The organism is Prosthecobacter sp. (assembly GCF_044232965.1).
Lineage (GTDB): Bacteria > Verrucomicrobiota > Verrucomicrobiia > Verrucomicrobiales > Verrucomicrobiaceae > Prosthecobacter.
On record NZ_JBIIKX010000003.1, the window covers coordinates 14387 to 31941 of the forward strand.

Annotated in this window: 14 protein-coding genes and 1 tRNA gene; 8 read left to right on the top strand and 7 right to left on the bottom strand. The window is 62.2% G+C overall.

The window, feature by feature from the left end:
- Positions 1-14 precede the first annotated feature (14 nt).
- The 5 genes from ACILSI_RS01835 to ACILSI_RS01855 form a co-directional block, all read right to left on the bottom strand.
- Complete coding sequence (locus tag ACILSI_RS01835) at positions 15-2024, bottom strand: transglycosylase domain-containing protein (RefSeq protein WP_395720132.1); 2010 nt, start codon at positions 2022-2024, stop codon at positions 15-17.
- 29 nt (positions 2025-2053) lie between these two features.
- On the bottom strand, positions 2054-3814 hold the full coding sequence (locus ACILSI_RS01840) for a peptidoglycan D,D-transpeptidase FtsI family protein (protein WP_395720133.1): 1761 nt from the start codon (positions 3812-3814) through the stop codon (positions 2054-2056).
- A gap of 318 nt (positions 3815-4132) precedes the next feature.
- Entirely contained in the window at positions 4133-4942 is an 810-nt protein-coding gene (locus ACILSI_RS01845; RefSeq protein ID WP_395720134.1) for a hypothetical protein, read from the bottom strand.
- A gap of 81 nt (positions 4943-5023) precedes the next feature.
- The gene (locus ACILSI_RS01850) at positions 5024-6352 is read right to left on the bottom strand and encodes a dipeptidase (protein ID WP_395720135.1); all 1329 of its coding nucleotides are present in this window, start codon (positions 6350-6352) and stop codon (positions 5024-5026) included.
- Positions 6353-6405: 53 nt separating this feature from the next.
- Positions 6406-7641: a nucleoside permease gene (locus tag ACILSI_RS01855; protein ID WP_395720136.1), complete on the bottom strand. Its 1236-nt coding sequence runs from the start codon at positions 7639-7641 to the stop codon at positions 6406-6408.
- A gap of 94 nt (positions 7642-7735) precedes the next feature.
- Here ACILSI_RS01855 and def point away from each other — a divergent pair, with 94 nt between their 5' ends.
- A complete protein-coding gene (gene def, locus ACILSI_RS01860; protein ID WP_395720137.1) occupies positions 7736-8296 on the top strand; it encodes a peptide deformylase in 561 nt (186 codons plus the stop codon).
- Between the two features lie 66 nt (positions 8297-8362).
- Here def and ACILSI_RS01865 read toward each other — a convergent pair.
- A tRNA-Thr gene (locus tag ACILSI_RS01865) sits at positions 8363-8437 on the bottom strand.
- Between the two features lie 146 nt (positions 8438-8583).
- On the opposite strand from ACILSI_RS01865, the gene ACILSI_RS01870 reads away from it, so the two are divergent.
- Genes ACILSI_RS01870 through ACILSI_RS01880 form a run of 3 tightly spaced genes read left to right on the top strand, consistent with a single transcriptional unit; the run spans position 8584 to position 10809 of the window.
- A complete protein-coding gene (locus tag ACILSI_RS01870; RefSeq protein WP_395720138.1) occupies positions 8584-9303 on the top strand; it encodes a site-2 protease family protein in 720 nt (239 codons plus the stop codon).
- Between the two features lie 6 nt (positions 9304-9309).
- Positions 9310-10437: a hypothetical protein gene (locus ACILSI_RS01875; RefSeq protein WP_395720139.1), complete on the top strand. Its 1128-nt coding sequence runs from the start codon at positions 9310-9312 to the stop codon at positions 10435-10437.
- Positions 10438-10485: 48 nt separating this feature from the next.
- On the top strand, positions 10486-10809 hold the full coding sequence (locus ACILSI_RS01880) for a hypothetical protein (RefSeq protein ID WP_395720140.1): 324 nt from the start codon (positions 10486-10488) through the stop codon (positions 10807-10809).
- Between the two features lie 12 nt (positions 10810-10821).
- Here the strand turns inward: ACILSI_RS01880 and ACILSI_RS01885 are convergent, their stop codons facing one another.
- Positions 10822-11649, bottom strand: coding sequence for a class I SAM-dependent methyltransferase (locus tag ACILSI_RS01885; protein ID WP_395720141.1), 828 nt, complete (start codon positions 11647-11649; stop codon positions 10822-10824).
- Between the two features lie 132 nt (positions 11650-11781).
- Here ACILSI_RS01885 and ACILSI_RS01890 point away from each other — a divergent pair, with 132 nt between their 5' ends.
- The 4 genes from ACILSI_RS01890 to ACILSI_RS01905 all read left to right on the top strand — a co-directional run bounded on the left by ACILSI_RS01890 (position 11782) and on the right by ACILSI_RS01905 (position 17254).
- Positions 11782-14136 (top strand): spermidine synthase, encoded by a 2355-nt coding sequence (locus tag ACILSI_RS01890; RefSeq protein WP_395720142.1) that lies wholly within the window; start codon positions 11782-11784, stop codon positions 14134-14136.
- A gap of 131 nt (positions 14137-14267) precedes the next feature.
- Positions 14268-14765, top strand: coding sequence for a hypothetical protein (locus ACILSI_RS01895; RefSeq protein ID WP_395720143.1), 498 nt, complete (start codon positions 14268-14270; stop codon positions 14763-14765).
- 30 nt (positions 14766-14795) lie between these two features.
- Positions 14796-16391 carry a flippase activity-associated protein Agl23 gene (locus ACILSI_RS01900; protein WP_395720144.1) on the top strand — a complete coding sequence of 532 codons (1596 nt, stop codon included), beginning with the start codon at positions 14796-14798 and terminating at the stop codon, positions 16389-16391.
- Positions 16388-17254: an FAD:protein FMN transferase gene (locus ACILSI_RS01905; protein WP_395720145.1), complete on the top strand. Its 867-nt coding sequence runs from the start codon at positions 16388-16390 to the stop codon at positions 17252-17254. The genes ACILSI_RS01900 and ACILSI_RS01905 overlap by 4 nt, the downstream gene beginning before the upstream one ends.
- The last annotated feature ends 301 nt before the right edge of the window (positions 17255-17555 follow it).

Consider the following 17555-nt stretch of genomic DNA (forward strand, 5'->3'; position numbering starts at 1 on the left):
CGTCGATTTGCAGCCTATGGGACAACTGGAGCCGCAGTGGCTTCGGCAGCACGGTATGGATCGTTGCCGAGCACCACGGTGGAGGCGGGCGGGATGGCAGGCACGCGGACTTCATCCTCCACGGGCAGAGCACGAAGGGGAACGGCGAGGAGTTTTGGGGAGCTTGCTTTGGCATCCCAGCCCTTGGGCTGGCCCGCAGTGACCATCTCAAAGACAGCGGCCCAGAGTGGAAGAGCAACAGTCGCGGCGGTGGCCTTGGGACCGATGGGGATGTCTTTGTCGTGGCCGATCCAGACAAGGCAGGTGAGGACGCGGTCTGAGCCGATGAACCAAGCATCGGTGCGGTCGTAGGTGATGCCGCCGTAGCCGGCGATGCTTTTTTTCGCGAGCTTGTGCTCGACGAGGGGCTTGCGGTATTCCGGCCGTGTCATGCCTGAGATCATGGTGTTGCGAACATGGGAGGCGGCGGCAGGAGTGAAGACTTCATCACTGCGCGCCGAAGAGGATGATAACAACAGGTGGGGCTGTGCACACGGGCGACCTTCATTGGCGATGGCGGTGAAGGCCCGTGCCAACTCCATGAGGTGCGCATGGCTCTGGCCGAGGGTGAAGGCCGCCTCAGTGCGCAGAGGCGTGGTGAAACTGCAGCGGCTGAGGGCGGCGCGTAGAGGATCGAGGCCGACTTGATAACCGAGACGGACGGTAGCGGCGGTGCGGCCCTCAAGCAAAGCCTGCATGGGAGTGATGGTGCCCCCGGTGTAAGTGACTGGCTCACCATCAGCACCCCACTCGCCAAGAGTACCCACGAGGCCGCCGATCATGGCCTGTTTGTTGTCGAGCGGGCCGTCGATCATGGGGGCATCCGTGACATCAGGCTCCAAGGTGAGCGCGGCGGCATAAACGAGGGGCAAAAGGGCGGTGCCTGGAGGCCGGATCCCCTCAAGGGCGCGATTAAAGGGGCTGGTGGTGAAGTCACGGCCGCCTTGCATGGCGAGGATTGCACCGGTTCGGTTGTCCAGCACGATCACGACTCCTTGCAGCCCGTTTTTGTCCTTCGGCGCGAGAGCGTCCAGATGCTGGCGCATCATGTCATCAAGGCGATGCTGCCAGTCCAGGCGCGGGGTCATCGACATGGTTGGCGGAGTGCCCGGCTTGAGGCCCATGCGCTGAAATTCCGCGCGGGCGGCGGCCAGCATGTAGCCGGTGCGCACGCGGGTCTTGTCATACCTGACAACCACCGGCTGGTCGATGGCAACAGCGGCCTCCGCCTCGGTGATGGCACCAATTTCCACCATGCGCTTCAGCGTGAGGTCACGCTTTTGACGGGCCAGCTTCGGCTGGGTGATGGGCGAGAATGCCACGGGTGCCTTGATGATGCCGGCCAGCGTGGCAGACTCGATGAGCGTGATGTCGCGCACATCTTTGCCAAAGTAGCAGCGCGCCGCGGCCCCCACACCGCTGCAGCCGTGGCCGAGGTAGATGCGGTTGAGGTAGTGCGTGAGGATTTGATCCTTCGTGTGCTCGCGCTCGATGCGCATGGCCAGGAAGATTTCCGTCAGCTTCCGCTCATACGTCCGGCCTTGAAGACCGAAGGCATTGCGCGCGAGCTGCTGGGTGATGGTGCTCCCTCCCTGCCGGATGCCTTTCGAGGTGAAGTTCGCCACAGCGGCGCGGGTGAGCCCGACGAGATCGAAGCCGGGATGGGAGTAAAACCGCGCATCTTCCGTGGCGATGACGGCCAGGATCAAATGCTGCGGCACGTTCTGAAGGGTGACCGGCTCTCGCTCGATCTCGCTGGCGCTGCCGATGAGCTCGCCCCTGACATCCACGATAAGGGTCTCGTTCTGCCCACGGGTGAGCGCCTCCATGTCGTAGGTGGAGGCACGGCTGGCGTAGTGCTGCCAGACAATGCCCAGGGGCACCAGACCGATGAGAAGCAAGATGGTACACGCGCCGCCCAGACGACGCAGCCAGGTGGGAAAACGCCGCCAGCGGTCACGAAGCTTGTGGAGAAAGGGAAGCATGGGTGGTCGGCAATGGTGCGCAGGGTTCACTAACGGAAGAGGCGCGAGAAAAAGCCCTGAACGGGATTCTCACGAACCCTTACCGGTGGCTCGCCCAGCATGAAGGCAGGAACCAAAGGCGCGATGAGAGCATCCGTTTCCACGATGACTGCGCTCTTCTCATAACTGACGGCGTGGACGGCTGGCCGCTCCTGGATGTCTCGCAAAACCTTCGCGATAACAGGTGCCGCCGTGCCACCGCCCGAGAGACCGCCCTCGCTGGCATTTCCCTCGATGGTGACGGCGAAGGCCAGCGGCGGATTGGTGCCCACATAGCCGGCAAACCAGACGACGTTGGCTTTCTCACCGCGCAGGACCCACTGGGCGGTGCCGGTTTTTCCATGGACGGGCACGTTTTTCAAGCGAGCCGCCTTGCCGGTGCCGTTCGCATGATTCACCACGCCGAACAGCGCGTGCCGCACGGTATCGAGGTCCACGTCGCTCACGGGAATGAGGGCTTCCCGGCACGGGCTGATGACATCGCCGACCTGCCCGGTCTGGGATTGTGTCTGCATCACGAGTCGCGGGCGTGGTCGGCAAGCTCCATTGGCAATGGTGGCCATCGCCATCGCCATTTGCAGCGGCGAGGCTTCCGTGACGCCCTGGCCGATGGACAAGTTCGCGAGATCATGATTCGACGGTGCGCGCTTCGGCAGAGAACCTGCGGAGGCTTTCAACGGCAGCACCGGTGGTGTTCCAAAGCCGAACTCACGCGCCATGTAGAGAATGGGCATGTCCCGCGTCACCATCGCGGACTGATAAAAGTAGGTGTTGCAAGAGCGGATGATGGCAGCACGCGCATTGAATCTGCCGTGGTCATCCTTGGACCAGTTGTCGAACTCGCGCCCGTCAATCATGAGCGTGGGGCCGCACTCAAACTCACGAAAAGCGTCCACCGTCGCTGCGCGTAGTCCGGCCATGACAACGATCGGCTTGAAGACCGAACCCGGAGGATAACTGCCCTGCACGGCGCGATCAAAGAGCGGGCCGTCGATGTTCTGCGTGAGCGCTGCGAAGTCGCTGCTGGAGATGCCACGCGCGAAGGCATTGGGATCAAAGCGTGGATTGCTCGCCATCGCGCGGATGTCGCCGGTGAACGCGTCCACGATGACGATGGCACCGCGCTTGCCAGACTGGTTCAGGGCATTTTCGGCGACCTTCTGTGTGTCGAGATTCAGCGTGGTGACGACGTCCCGGCCGGCCTGAGGCGCGGCAAAGACCTGCTCGTACGCGACGGTGCCCGCATCGGACATCATGACGCACAGCGTGCCGTCGGTGCCGGTGAGTTGCGTGTTGAATGCCGCCTCGAGTCCCGCTGCGCCGCGCGTCCGCTGCCAGAGCGGCTCACCGCGCAGGACAGGGCCGGCGGGCGGAGCCCCCTCCGACGAGACATAGCCCAGGAGATGCGCCGCCATATCTCCCTGCGGATAGTGCCGCACATACTCCGTGCGCACGTTGGCGTGCGGGTGTTTTTTCGCATCGATGACCGCCTCATCGGGCAGCACATCACTCACCGTCACAGGCAGTTCGCGACGATCTTCATAATGCCGCTTCAACTGCTCCGCGTCCGGCATACGGGCCGCAGGCAGATCCGTGCTGAGTTCGGCGAGGGTCTTCTCCAGCCAAGCAGTGTACGTCTCCAGCGTGCTCCGCTGTGCGGCCGGCACCGTCAGTTGCAAGTGGCGCACCACCGTGTTTTGCGCCAGCGGACGACCCTTGCGGTCCAGGATTTGTCCACGAGGAGCGGGCACGGCAAAATAGAAAGGCTTCACATCCGCGCGCGAGCCAGTGCCTGGCACAAACCCCGCAACCGGAGCCTCCTGTGCATGTGAGAGTGATGACGCCACTGCCGCGCAAGCGGCCCCCCATGCGAGAGGCAGCAGGCGGAGCGATTGCCTGAGGCGGGGGATTTCGTTTTTGCGGCTGAAGTCAGCGACTGCGACCATGCCTCATCCATAAACCTCTCTCGGCGCATCACAAGCCCTGCCGTCAATCGAGCACCAACAAACAAAAGCGGGATGACCTTTCGGCCACCCCGCGATGTGATTTAAGAATGAAACGCTGAATGATCAGGCCGGATCTTTTGGCTTGTCGCCTTCAGGCTTTGGCGCATCGCCTTCGGTGGGCGGACGACGGAAGCCGCCTTCACCACCACCAGCGGGAGGACCGCCTTCTGGACGCCGGAAGCCCCCACCTTGGCCGGGCTGACCGGGTTGCCCAGGCTGGCCTCCACGACTGCGCATCATCTCACGCATCTTCTCGGTGGCCTTGATGTATTCCTCTTCGGAGACGCTGCCATTGGCGTCGGCGTCCATGCGTTTGAACATTTCCTTGGGATCACCAAACATGCCGGGACGCCCGCCTTCGGGTCCGCCGGGGCCGCCAGGACGACCTGCGCCTTCAGGAGAACCGCGTGGACGATCTCCTTCGGGAGAGTCCTTGGGCTTGTCGCCCTCAGCGCCTGGGGGACGACGGAAACCGCCTTCACCGCCGGGAGAACCACCTGGAGGGCCGCCTTCTGGGCGGCGCATCCCCTGCCCTTCAGCACCACGGCGCATCATTTGGGAGATCTTGCCGATCTCCTCCTGATCGACGAAGCCGTCGCTGTTGGCGTCCATTTTGCCAAAGCGCTCCTCGCTCTCCTTGCGGCCCATGCCGGCAAATTCATCCTTGCTGATCTTGCCATCACCATCGGCGTCAGCACGTTTGATGAATTCGGCGAGACGTGCGCCAGGATCGCCGCCTTGTGGGCCGCCGGGAGGCCTGCCGGGCTGACCGCCTTCAGGAGGCGGACCTTTGCGTTCGCCTTCCTGAGCGCTGGCAAAGCAGGTCAGGCACAGGATTCCGAGGCCGTAGATGAGTGATTTTTTGAGTTTCATGTCGTGAGTGCGTTTGGTTGTTGGAAGCACGACGGCTCAAACAAACGCCTCACGACTTGGTTGCGAACCACGTGAAAAAAATCACGCGAGTTCGGCCAGCAGCGCCTGGTTCAAACGCACGCCAGCCTCGAAATTCGCTATGGGGAAGTTCTCATTCGGCGCATGCGCCTGACAATCCGGCAGCGCGAGCCCAAGCAGCAGCGTGTCGGCATGCAGCACGTCTTTGAACGCCTGCACGATGGGAATGCTGCCGCCTTCACGAATGAGCGCGATCTTGTCGCCAAACACCTTCTTCAAAGCACGCTGCGCCGCCGTGCCGAGCGTGGAATGCGGGTCCATCAGATACGGCATGCCAGTGTGGCCCGGCTTGATCTCGAGCCGCACGCCTTGAGGCAAATGCTTGCGCAGATGCGCCTCCGCACGCTTCAGCACGACATCGGGGTTTTGGTCCGGCACGAGGCGGAAGGAGAGCTTCACGAAGGCTTCACGACCGATTACCGTCTTCGAGCCTTCGCCTTGATAGCCGCCGCCGATGCCGTTCACTTCTGCGGTAGGACGCGCCCAGCGGCGTTCGCGCTCGGTATAGCCAGGTTCGCCGAACAGCGCAGGCGAACCGGTGAGTTCCAGCATTTCGGCATCGCCATCTCCCAGCGCGGCCCAAGCCGTGCGCTCCCAGTCCGCGATGGGCCGCACACCGTCGTAAAATCCATCAATCATGACGCGGCCTTCCGCATCATGCAGTGTGGCCGTCAAACGTGCGACCGCCGTGACCGGATTTGCCACAGCGCCGCCGAAAATGCCGCTGTGCAGGTCAATCGCCGGGCCATGCACCTTCGCTTCCATGCAGGCGATGCCACGCAGGCCGTAAGTGAACGTGCCCACACCTGGAGCGACCATGCCAGTGTCAGAAATCGCCACCACATCGCACTTCAGCTCGTCGCGATGCTGTTCGAGAAACGGCTTCAAGTTCGGACTGCCGATTTCCTCCTCGCCTTCAAACAGCAGCGTCAAATTCACCGGCAGATCGGCATGCTTCGCCAGCGTTTCGGCCAAACCCTGCATGTGCGCCATGAGCTGGCCTTTGTTGTCCGTCGCGCCACGGCAGAAGATGCGACCATCGCGGATCGTCGGCTCGAACGCGGGCGTTTTCCACTCTCCCAGCGGCTCCGCAGGCTGCACGTCATAGTGCGCATACAGCAGCACCGTGCGCCGACTGGCGAGGTGCTTGTTTTTTGCCAGCAACACCGGGTGGCCGGGCGTCTCATGCAGCTCACCCGTCAAACCCATCTCACGCACTTTGCCCAGCAGCCACTCGGCGCACGCCCGCACATCGGAAGTGCGTGTCGAGTCAGTGGAAACAGAAGGAAAGCGCAGGCAGGTAAGAAGATGGTCGAGTCCGGGTGGGTTCATCCACCAGACTAAAGCGTGGAACCTCCACGCTCAAGCCGTGCGCTGCATTTTGATCAATGCTTCACCTCGCCCTCCGGCCCGTGCGTCGGCGGGCGGAAGAACAGCGCCAGCAGCACGATGCCGGCCAGCGCCATGCCCGAAGGCACGAGGAAGAGCTGCTTGTAGTCCACGACGCCATTGGTCGTGTAAAGATCACGCACATAGGGGAAGAGCTTGCTCGCCACGACCATGCCCACACCGAGAATGAGCAGGTTGAACAGGCCCTGGGCGCTGGAGCGGATGTCCTTCGGGAACACCTCATCGACGAAGATGTACACCGTCACAAAGAAGAACGCGTAACAGATGCCGTGCAGCACCTGGACGGCAATGATGAGCCATTGGTTCTCCGGCGTGCCGAAGAAGGCGAAGATGCCAAAGCGGGCCGCGTGACCGCAAATGCCAAGGATCAGAGTGGTCTTCCAGCCGAACTTCTTGAGCACGGTGCCGAGGATGAGCATGGTCAGAATCTCCGCCACCTGGCCGATGCTACTGACCACCATGCTCATGTTCGCTGAAATGCCCACCCGTTGCAGGAATGGATCAATCACCACGAAGTAACCGTTGTGGATCGTCGAGTCGATGAACGTCACGATGAACAGCACCAGCACGAAGGGATTTTTTAGCAGCTTGAGCGCCTTGAGCCAGGCCACCTTGTCCGCCGCTGCCACATCCTTGCGCGGCGGCGTGTGTGGCAGCGTCAGGCTGAAGGCCGCCAGCACAAAGGAGATGATGCCCGCCACGATGAAGACCCACTTCGTCTCCGCAGCGCCCGCGTTCTCACTGAGCAGGAAGATGAACGGCCAGCTCACCACGATCCAGCCGATGGTGCCGCCCATGCGCACAAAGCCGAAGTCCTTCGCCGGATCCTTGAGATTCGCGAAGGCCAGCGAGTTCGTCACCGAGATCGTCGGCACGTAGAGCAGGCAGTAAGTCACAAAGCAGGCGAAGAACGGCCAGAACTGGGTCTGAAACGCCGTAGCCACCAGCGCGATGCCGCCCACCACATGGCTGAAGGCCAGGAAGCGCTCGGCAGAGAAGTTGCGGTCGGCGAACTGGTTGCTGAAGAAGATGCCCACGATCGACGCGATGCCAAACGCGCTGCCCACCAGCCACTGCTGATCCTGGTTGAAGCCCAGCATGCCCATGTAGGAGAAGATTTTGATCTGCCACGCCCCCCAGATGGCGATCTCGAGGATCATCATGAGGAACAGCTTGATCTTGATGGACGATTGCGCGGCGGTGTCGGTCATAAGTGGCCGCGAGGCTAGGAAGTCGGCCTCCTTTTGGCAAGGACAAAACCACTCCCGCGCTTGAGCGTGGCTAAAGCCGGTGATAAGGGCAGGCATGGTCCGCAAAATCGTCCGCTACCCCGAACCGGTGCTCCGCGCCAAATGCCGCCCTGTGACTGAGATCACAGCGGAAATCCGCACCCTGGCCGCTGACATGCTCGAAACCATGCGCGAGGCCAACGGCGTCGGCTTGGCGGCCCCCCAGGTCGCCGTGGACCTGCAATTGGCGGTCATCGACGTCTCCCACAATCCCGACTGCATCACCTTCATGAAGGTCAACGGCGAGAAAGTCGAGATGGTGAAGCACATGCCCGTCGTTTTGATCAATCCGCAGCTCGAACTCGGCAGCGACAAGGAAATCGGCGAAGAGGGCTGCCTCAGCTTCCCACGCCTGCGCGGAGACATCCGCCGCTCCAGCAAGATCAAGGTCAGCTACACCGACCTCGACGGCCAAACCGTCACCGTCGAGAGCGACGGCCTGCTCGCCCGCGCCTTCCAGCACGAGATCGACCACCTCAACGGCATCCTCTTCATCGACCGCCTCAACGCCGTCGCCAAAGTCAGCATCAAACGCAAACTCGCCCGCCTGATGGAGGAATGGGAAGAGGACGATTGAGCGAAGGGTTAAGAAATCAGCATCTTACCCACCCATTTTCGACCAGCCGCGTTCAAGCGGCGAAAGTGGAGCCAACAGTCGGAATTGAACCGACGACCGGCGGTTTACAAAACCGCTGCTCTACCGCTGAGCTATGTTGGCATTCTGAAGGGCCGCGATAGTACACGCCCAGCAAGATTCGGCAAATGGATTTCCGTGGAGGAAAAGCGAACATCGCGCTTTGAACGTTCACTGCTGAACATCTAAGATTCCGCCTCTGACCGCTCACCCCTGCCGTTCCAACAACCATGCTCCGCTTCACCTTCCTCGGCTTCCCCATCATGATCCACTGGATGTTCTGGCTGAACACCTCGCTGATGGGCGGCGCGCTGAATGCGAGCTCGCCGGAGCAGTTGCGCGGGCTGCTCGGCTGGGTGGCGGCGGTGTTTGTCTCCATCCTGATCCATGAGCTTGGGCATGCGCTGACGATGCGAAATTTCGGCGACCGGCGCGTGGGGATCGTGCTCTATGCCTTCGGCGGACTGGCGCAGGGCAGTCGGGGTCTGGCACGCCAGGAGGATCTGATGGTGAGCGCGGCGGGGCCGGTCTTGCAGATTTTGGTGGGTCTGGCCGTGGGCTGGGCGATGACGCTGTGGCGTGTCCCCTCCCCCTGGCTGCGGGAGACGCTGGATGGCTTCACGGTGATGAGCATTTTCTGGGCGCTGCTGAATCTGGTGCCGGTCATTCCGCTGGACGGAGGGCGGCTGTGCCAGGCTTTGCTGGGCGCTGGCAAGCTGCGGCAGGCGCTGGTCATCAGCATCGTGAGCGCGGTGGTGCTGGCCGTGCTTTCGTTTGAGCATTCCCTCTGGCTGGGCCTGCAAAACCGCGTCCTCAACCTGCTGGACATCCGCGCTGGCACTCGCGTGGGCGGCGGCATCTTCACGCTGATCATTTTCGGCATGCTGGCCTGGAACAACTGGAAGCAACTGCGCCATGAGCCGCAAATTCCGTGGATGAACGCACGATGAGGGTGCATGGGATCGTTTTTGACCCGCATGCGCATTTTCCGGCCTCTTTTTATCCTTCTCATCGCGACGAGCGGCCTCGTCGCCCAGACCCCGAAGCCGGAGTTGATCTCCCCGCAGGTCAAGGCGGCGGTGGAAAAGGCCGTGGGCTGGCTGATCCGCCAGCAGAAAGCCTCCGGCCACATCGTGGATGAAAAATCCGACTCGAAGCCGAAGCGCGGCGACCTGCCCTCCCACAGCGCGGCGATGACCTCGCTCGCGCTCATGGGCCTGGCTTCCGTCGGCCACATGCCGGACGATCCGACCCCCGAGGGCCAGGCATGCGGCCGGGCGCTGCGTTATGTGGTGGAGGGCATTGAGCCCGATGAAAACGGCTACCTGGGCCGCAGCGACCGCTCCCGCATGTACGGCCACGGCATCATCACCCTCATGCTCGCGGAGATGATCGGCCACGCGCCGGACGAGGCCACGGACAAGCGCATGCAGGGCATGTTGAAGGGAGCCGTCCAGCTCATTCTGCGCTCCCAGCAGGTGCCGAAGAGCGAAGCGAACCGCGGCGGCTGGCGCTATGAGCCAAGTTCCAGCGACAGCGACATTTCCGTGAGCGTCTGGCAGGTCATGTCCCTGCGTGCGGCCAAGAACGCCGGCTTTGAGGTGCCCAAAGAAGGCATCGACAACGCCGTGGCCTACATTAAGCGCAGCTACCGCGTGGAGCGTGATTCCAACGGCAACCCGAAGAGCGATGCCGCTGCGTTCAGCTACGAGCCGTACGGCGGCAGACAGACCTTCTCCACCACGGCGGCCGGCCTGCTCTCGCTCCAAGTCTGCGGCCAGTATGACACGCCGGAGGTGCTCGGCTCCGCCAACTGGCTGCTCAAATCTCCGCCGGAGATCAACGAGCCCTGGTTCTTCTACGGCTGTTACTACTACGCCCAGGGCATGTATCAACGCGGCGGCGACCACGCCGCGACCGCACGGCAGAAGACCGAGCAAACCCTCATCGCCGCGCAGTCACCGGATGGGAGCTGGTATCCGCGCAATGGGAACGAAAAAAGCGCCGGTGCCGTGTATGCCACCTCGCTCGCGCTGCTCAGCCTCTCGGTGCATCATCACTTCCTGCCGATTTATCAGAAGTAGCGCTCCTCGCACAGTGGTTCCGCCTTCAGGCAGAACGACCAAACATCCATGAGCACCACCTTCTTGATCTTGCTCGCCGTGCTGGCCTTCAGCGCCTTGGTCGGACTGGTCTTGCAGCATTGGTTTCTCTCCAGGCTGCGCAAACAGCATGTTCTCGTTTGGGAGACCTTGGGACGTCCCACCTTGTCTCTGAACCATCGCATGCAGAGCTACCTGACGGTCTGGCGCTTCCTCTGGCGGCGTGAGCACCACACGCTGGAGGACCTGCGCACGATCATACTGGGAGATTTCCTGCGCTCCTACATGACCGGTTACCTGCTGCTCCTCATTTCGGCCATCGTCGCCCTGATGTTGAATCAGCGTGCGGATTGAAGCACGTCTGCTTCAAACACCTGCCGCCGCTGCCGCAGGCTTCTCCCACAGCAGCGCCAGGAACAGCGGAAACTCTTTCCGCGCCCGGTTCTCCGCCTTCGCCCGCGGCCCGGGCTGGCTTTCCTTGTGAGAATACCATTCGCGGATGCCGCTGAGCCGCAGTCCCGAGCTGAAACCGCAAGCGGTGAGTGTTTCCAGGCTACGATGGAAGGAAACCGTGCTCTCGCTGTCGGCCTTGCCGGGATGCATGATGATGGGAATGCTCAGCGTGCTGCTGTAGGCGTCGGTGCGGCGGTATTGAATCTTGCGCGGCTCGTCGATGCCCCAGCTCGACTGGCGCGGGATGCGGAAGGCAGGATGATTCACCACCCAGAGCATGCGCCCGCCGGGCTTGAGCACTTTCGCGGCGGCGGCGCTCACGACATCCAGGTGCTCCATGTTTTGCACGCACAGAATGGCCGAGGCGGCGTCGAACTCGCCCAAGTCCTCGATTTGCGCCGCGTCACGAGCGAGATAACGCACCGGCGGCTTCACCGGATAGGTCCGCGCTTTTTGAATCAAGGTCGGCGCGGCATCCACACCGGTCACCTGGCAGCCTTTCTGCGCCAAGGCACGGGAAAACACACCCTGGCCGCAGCCGAGATCGAGTACGCGCTCGCCACGCTTTGGATTGAGCAATTGCAGCGCCTGCGGGATGACAACGGCTTGATACAACTCGGAACCGCGCTCGCCGATGATGCGGTCATACCAGTCCGCTGATTTTTCCCAGGACGTGCCGTGCTCACGAGCTTGCGCTTGCGGAGGACGAGGGCGGAACGGACGACGAGGGGGCTGCGGCATGGTGCATGATGTCGCGGCACTGGCCATGGGCAAGAGGCTTGGTCCGGTGCGCGGGATTTTGACGCGGCGCTTACATCCTTTTTGCTTCCCAAGCAGAAGCCCCTGTGTGAGCCTGCGCTTTCACCCACCCGCATGTCCTCTCCGACCGCCTCCCGCGTCATTCCCGGCCTGATTCTCGGCGCTCTGAGCCTGCTCAGCGCGTTTTTGCTGTTCCAGGTGCAGCCGATCATCAGCAAGTTCATCCTGCCGTGGTTTGGCGGCAGTCCGGGCGTGTGGACGACGTGCATGCTGTTCTTCCAGATCGTACTGTTCGCCGGTTACGCCTACGCGCACACGCTGACTTTGCTGCCAAGGAAATGGCAGGGCATTCTGCATGGTCTGCTGCTCGGCGCGGCCATCGCGCTGCTGCCCATCGCGCCGGATGCGGTGTGGAAGCCCACCGGCACCGAAGATCCCGCCCTCCGCATCCTGCTGCTGCTCGCGGTGAGCGTGGGGCTGCCGTATTTCGTGCTCTCCAGCACCAGTCCGCTCGTGCAGGTGTGGTTTACGCGCACCAGCGGCGGTGGCAGCCCGTGGCGGCTGTATGCGCTGTCAAACATCGGCTCCCTCGCGGCGCTGCTGAGCTATCCGCTGTTTTTTGAGGTGCGGTGGGATGTGGTGGAGCAGACGACGCTGTGGTCGGTGGCCTTTGGCGCATTCGTTGTGCTTTCGCTCTCCGGCGTGTGGATGGACCGCCGTCATGCTCTTGATGTGGCGTCCAAACCGCCGGTCACAATCGACACCGCCGCCGATCATCCCGGCTGGCTGCGGCGCATCCTGTGGGTTCTGCTGCCCGCGCTGGCAAGTTGCGTGCTGCTTTCAGCCACGAACCACGTCTGCCAGGACGTGGCGGTCATTCCCTTCCTCTGGGTCGTGCCACTGAGCCTCTACCTGCTGACCTTCATCATCTGCTTCGAGCACGAGCGCTGGTATGCGCGGGTTTCCGCCTTGTGGGCGCTGCCCGCGCTGCCGCTCATCTTCTTCACCTGCACGCAGGAACGATTGGAGAAACAGGGTTGGTGGCACTTTGACTGGACGCCGAATTACCTCTGGGAACTCGGCTGGGCTTTTGGGGCGATGTTTTTCGCCTGCATGCTCTGTCATGGCGAGCTGACACGCCTCAAGCCCGCACCACGCAGGCTGACGGAGTTTTACCTGCTCATGTCCGCCGGTGGTGCGCTGGGCGGCTTGTTTGTGAGCCTGGGAGCGCCGCGTTTCTTCACCACCTTCGCTGAATGGCCAATCACACTCATCGCGGTGTTCGTTCTCGCCTGCATAGTGATGCTTCGCTCAGTCTGGCGGGTCAAATCTGTCTGGGAATGGCTCATTTTGGCCGTGGTCGCTCCGCTGCTGGCCTACGAGGGCTGGGTGATCGTGAAGCAGGGCGTCATCACGCAGGCGCAGATTCAGGAGAAGCTCAAAATGGACGCCGCAGTGCCCATGGGAACGCTTTGGGTGGTCCTCGGCGTGATCGGGGCCTGCATCCTGTTGCTGCTCATCCGCGCCATTCGCCGTGGCGGCCTGCGCATCGGCCTGGTCACCATGCTGCTGCTCGGCATTCAATTCAGCGTCGCCGTTCTGCTGATGTGCGACCTCGGCTTCAAGCGCGAGGAGAAGCTGGAGCGCGTGCGCAACTTCTACGGCATGCTCTCCGTCACCGAGGATCACGACAGCGGCCTCGACATGAAATACCGCCAGCTCAGCAACGGTGGCATCATCCACGGCCTGCAAAACTTCGGCGACAGCCTGCGCGAGGAACCCACCACCTACTACGGCCGCCACACCGGCATCGGCAAGGCTTTGGAGAGCCTCAAAGACAAACCCGACGCCCATGTGGGTGTCGTCGGCATGGGAGCGGGCACCGTCTCCTGCTATGCCAAAAGTGGGCACCGCTACCGCTTTTACGACATCAATCCCGACGTCGTCCGCATCGCGCAAAAACACTTCACCTACCTCGACGACCTCAAAAAACGTGGTGCAAAGCTGGAGATTGTCGTCGCCGATGCGCGCCTCGCCATGGAACGCGAGCCAGACCAGCAGTTCGATGTGCTCCTACTCGACGCCTTCAGCGGAGACTCCGTACCCGTGCATCTCCTCACCCGTGAGGCCTTCGCCATCTACCAGCGCCACATGAAACCGGACGGCATCATCGCCGTCCACATCACCAATTCTTATCTCGTCCTGGCCCCCGTGATCGAAAAGATCGCCGCTGACATCGGATTCAAGACCACCCGCGTCGCCACATCGAGCGATGGTGACCATGATTCGACCGACTACATCCTCGTGACCCACAACGAGCCCTTCCTCGCCGACCATCCACCCAGCCTGCTCGGCAACGAAATCGTGCTGAAGCACGACGTCCGCCTCTGGACCGACCGCTACCACAATCTCCTGCGCATTCTCGACATCCCATGGAACGTGGTGCCGGAGGATGAAGACGACCCCTGATTTTTTGAATGATCTTTTAATGAGGATGGAGGGAAAAACGTCCCAGGGTTGCCGGTGTGCAGCTTTCCGCCTCAACAGCTCCCATCCCGTTTGCGAAGCGCCGCGAGCACGCCACTTTTCGCGTTCACGCGATGACTCCCACCGACCCCGTTCCCACACCGCAGCAGTTGTTCCGCTGGCTGGACAACGGGCGCATCACGCCTGAGGAGTTTCGTCAGTCGATGGCCGTGCATGCGCGTGAGATCATCCAGGAGATGGAGCAGGCGCACACGAACCCGCTCGTGGCCAAGTTCAACGAGCTGATGAACCGCCGCGAGGCCTGGAAATGGTCCCGCAAGCACGGTGAGCTGCTCATCCGCGAAATCCTCTGCGCACTCATGGACGAGGAGCGCTTCTCGCCCGCCCGCTGGCTGTGGAACGCCGCGCATCCGCACATCCCCCTGCACTGCTTCTTCCGCACACGCGGCACGCCGGTGCTCCGCTTCGTCGAGATGAACGTGCAGCCGCAGGCCGTCACGCTCGTCATTGAGCACGGCGGCAGCGAAACGCTCCCGCCCGTCCAGGAGCAGTTCATGCTTCGTCGGAACCGTCGCACCCAGCTTTTTGTGGAGCGCCGCCAGCTCGTCTAATCCCCAGCCTTTTGGCTTTGTCATTGCTTCATGCCCCCTCCCCCAAAAAACTCCCTTGGTCTTCTCGGCCTGACGATCTTCACCATCGTCTCGCTCGCCATCGGCGCTTATTACCGCCTGCCAGCACGCGGCGAGCGGCCCATGCACACGGATGAGGCCATTCTGGCGATGAAGTTCGCCGACTTCCAAAGCAGCGGCCATTTCCAATACGATCCGAAGGACTTCCACGGCCCCGGCCTGCATTTCATCACCAACACCTGGTCCAAACTCGCCGGTTGGGGGGATTCCTCGACCTGGACGGAAGCCCAGCTCCGCACCGTGACGGTGATGTGCGGCCTGCTGCTGCTGCTCACCACCCTGCTGCTGCGGGACGCGCTCGGCAGGCTCGGGGCGGGCTATGCCATGCTGTTCATGGCCGTCTCGCCGATGATGGTCTATTACTCGCGTTACTTCATCATGGAGGTGCCTTTGGTGCTGTTCATCACGCTCACCATCGCGGCGCTGTGGCGTTGGTCTCAAGGTGGCAGCCGTTGGTGGCTCCTGCTCGCCGGTTTTGCACTCGGCATGCAGCATGCGACCAAGGAAACCTTCGTCATCAACGTCGTCGCCGGCGTGGTCGGCCTCGTGGTCGCGAAACTGTTGATCGGCGACTTCGCCCCGCGTCAGAGCGGTTTTTCCATGGGGTCGGCGCGGGGTCGCTCCACCAAGCCCTGGCTGTGGGTAAGCCTGGTGGCCGTTTTCACCAGCATCACGATTTACTCCGGCTTCTTCAAAGACTGGCAGGCGGTGAAGGACAGCGCGCTCACCTACCTGAACTACCTCGAACGCTCCGGCGGCAGCGGGCATGAAAAACCCTGGCACTACTACCTCACGCTCATCTTCTGGCGGAAGGACGGCGTCGTCTGGAGCGAGGCGCTGATCGGCGGCCTCGCCATCATCGGCATGGCCCACGCCTTCCTCGGCAACCACATGAAGAACGCCTCGCGGCAGGCCTTCCTCGTCTTCCTCACGGTGTACACCGTCGTGCTGTTCGCCATCTACTCCTTCCTCGCCTACAAGACGCCCTGGTCCATCCTCAGCGGCCAGCACGCGCTCATTCTGCTGGCAGGTGTCGGCGCGGCGGCCATCTCGCAGGCCATCAGTGGAAAAATCATGCGTCTGGTCTTCCGCATCGCCATCGGTCTCGGTCTCTACCACCTCATCGCGCAGACCAGTCTTGCCATTCATCTTTACGCCGCCGACTCGCGCAATCCCTACGTCTATTCGCACACCTCCAGCAACCTGCTGCGCCTCCTGCCACATGTGCGTGAGCTTCAGCAAACCGCGCCGGATGCAGCCTTTGACGTCCTCGTCATTAACCGCGATGCCGGCTGGCCGCTGCCGTGGTACTGGCGTGACATCCAGTCCGTCCGCTACACGACCACGCTGCCCGAAACCATCGACGCGCGCGTCATCGTCGCCGAACTCGACATGCAGCCCGCGCTGGAGGCCAAATTTGCCGGTAAAACCTACCACATGCAGGGTCCGTTCGGCCTGCGTCCTGGCGTCATGCTCAATCTCTGGGTCGAGCAATCCCTCTGGGAGCGCTACAACCTGCGCAAACAGCCGGAGGCCGCGAAACCGTGAGCGAGGCCGCGCCCCAGCATCATCGCTTCACCCAGCACGCGATGGCCACCACCTTTGACGTGATCATCAATCACGCCGACTCGGATGAAACCTACGCCGCGCAGGCCGCCCAGGCCGTGTTTCAGGAAATCGCCCGGCTTGAGGACGAACTCAGCCGTTTCCGCGCCAGCAGCGACATCTACCGCCTCGGCCAGCTCCAGGCAGGCGAAAGCCTTCTCGTCGGCATGGCCGCGTGGGACTGCCTCTCCCTCGCCAAAGCCATGCATCAGGAGACGGCAGGCGCATTCGACATCACCATCGGGCCGCTCATGAGCCTTTTCGTCACGCACGAGGGCGAGCCGCGCCAGGTCAGCAAGGAAGTCCTCGCCCAGGCGCAGACCATCATTGGTAGCCATCGCTTTGACCTCGATGAGGAAACCATGCGCGTCACCGTGCATGCCTCGAACATGATCTTCGACCTCGGTGCCATGGGCAAAGGCTACGCCCTCGACCAGGCCGCCGATCTCTTGCAAGACTGGAAGATCACCAACTTCGTCCTCAACGCCGGAGACAGCACCATCCTCGCCCTCGGTGCTCCCAGCGGCAAAGACGCTTGGTCCATCACCCTCGGCGCAGGTGCCAAATCACTCGCTCTCACCAACCGCGCCGTCAGCGGCTCCGGGTTCGCCGTCAAAGGCGCGCACATCATGAACCCGCGCCTCTTCACGCCCGTTCCGCTCAAAAACCGCCGCACCTACGCCCTCGCCCCCACCGCCGCCCTGTCCGACGCCCTCTCCACCGCCTTCATGGTCATGGCCCCCGACGAGATCGCCGCGCTCTGCGAGCGCTACGAAGGCGTCGAAGCGCTGGATCTTGAGATGTAGTAGCTGTCATCATTCCAAGTGATGATCGAGCCAATGCTTCACGCACGGGGCTCAATCCCGTGACTCAGAGGCTTTTCGCATTTTACTTTCCTGACGGAGTCGCATGCGTTCAAGACTGCCTCTCTTTTCCCGAGACTCGTTCACAATCCCGGCCACAAGGCCAGAGGCAGTTAACACAGCCAATATGCGACTGAAGCGCGGCCCCATGATGAGAAAAAGAAGGCATGGCAAAAGAGGAGCCACAAAAAGAGGTGTGCCAGATCCAGGCCCAGTGGGTGCAATCAAGGCGGACCCCAATATC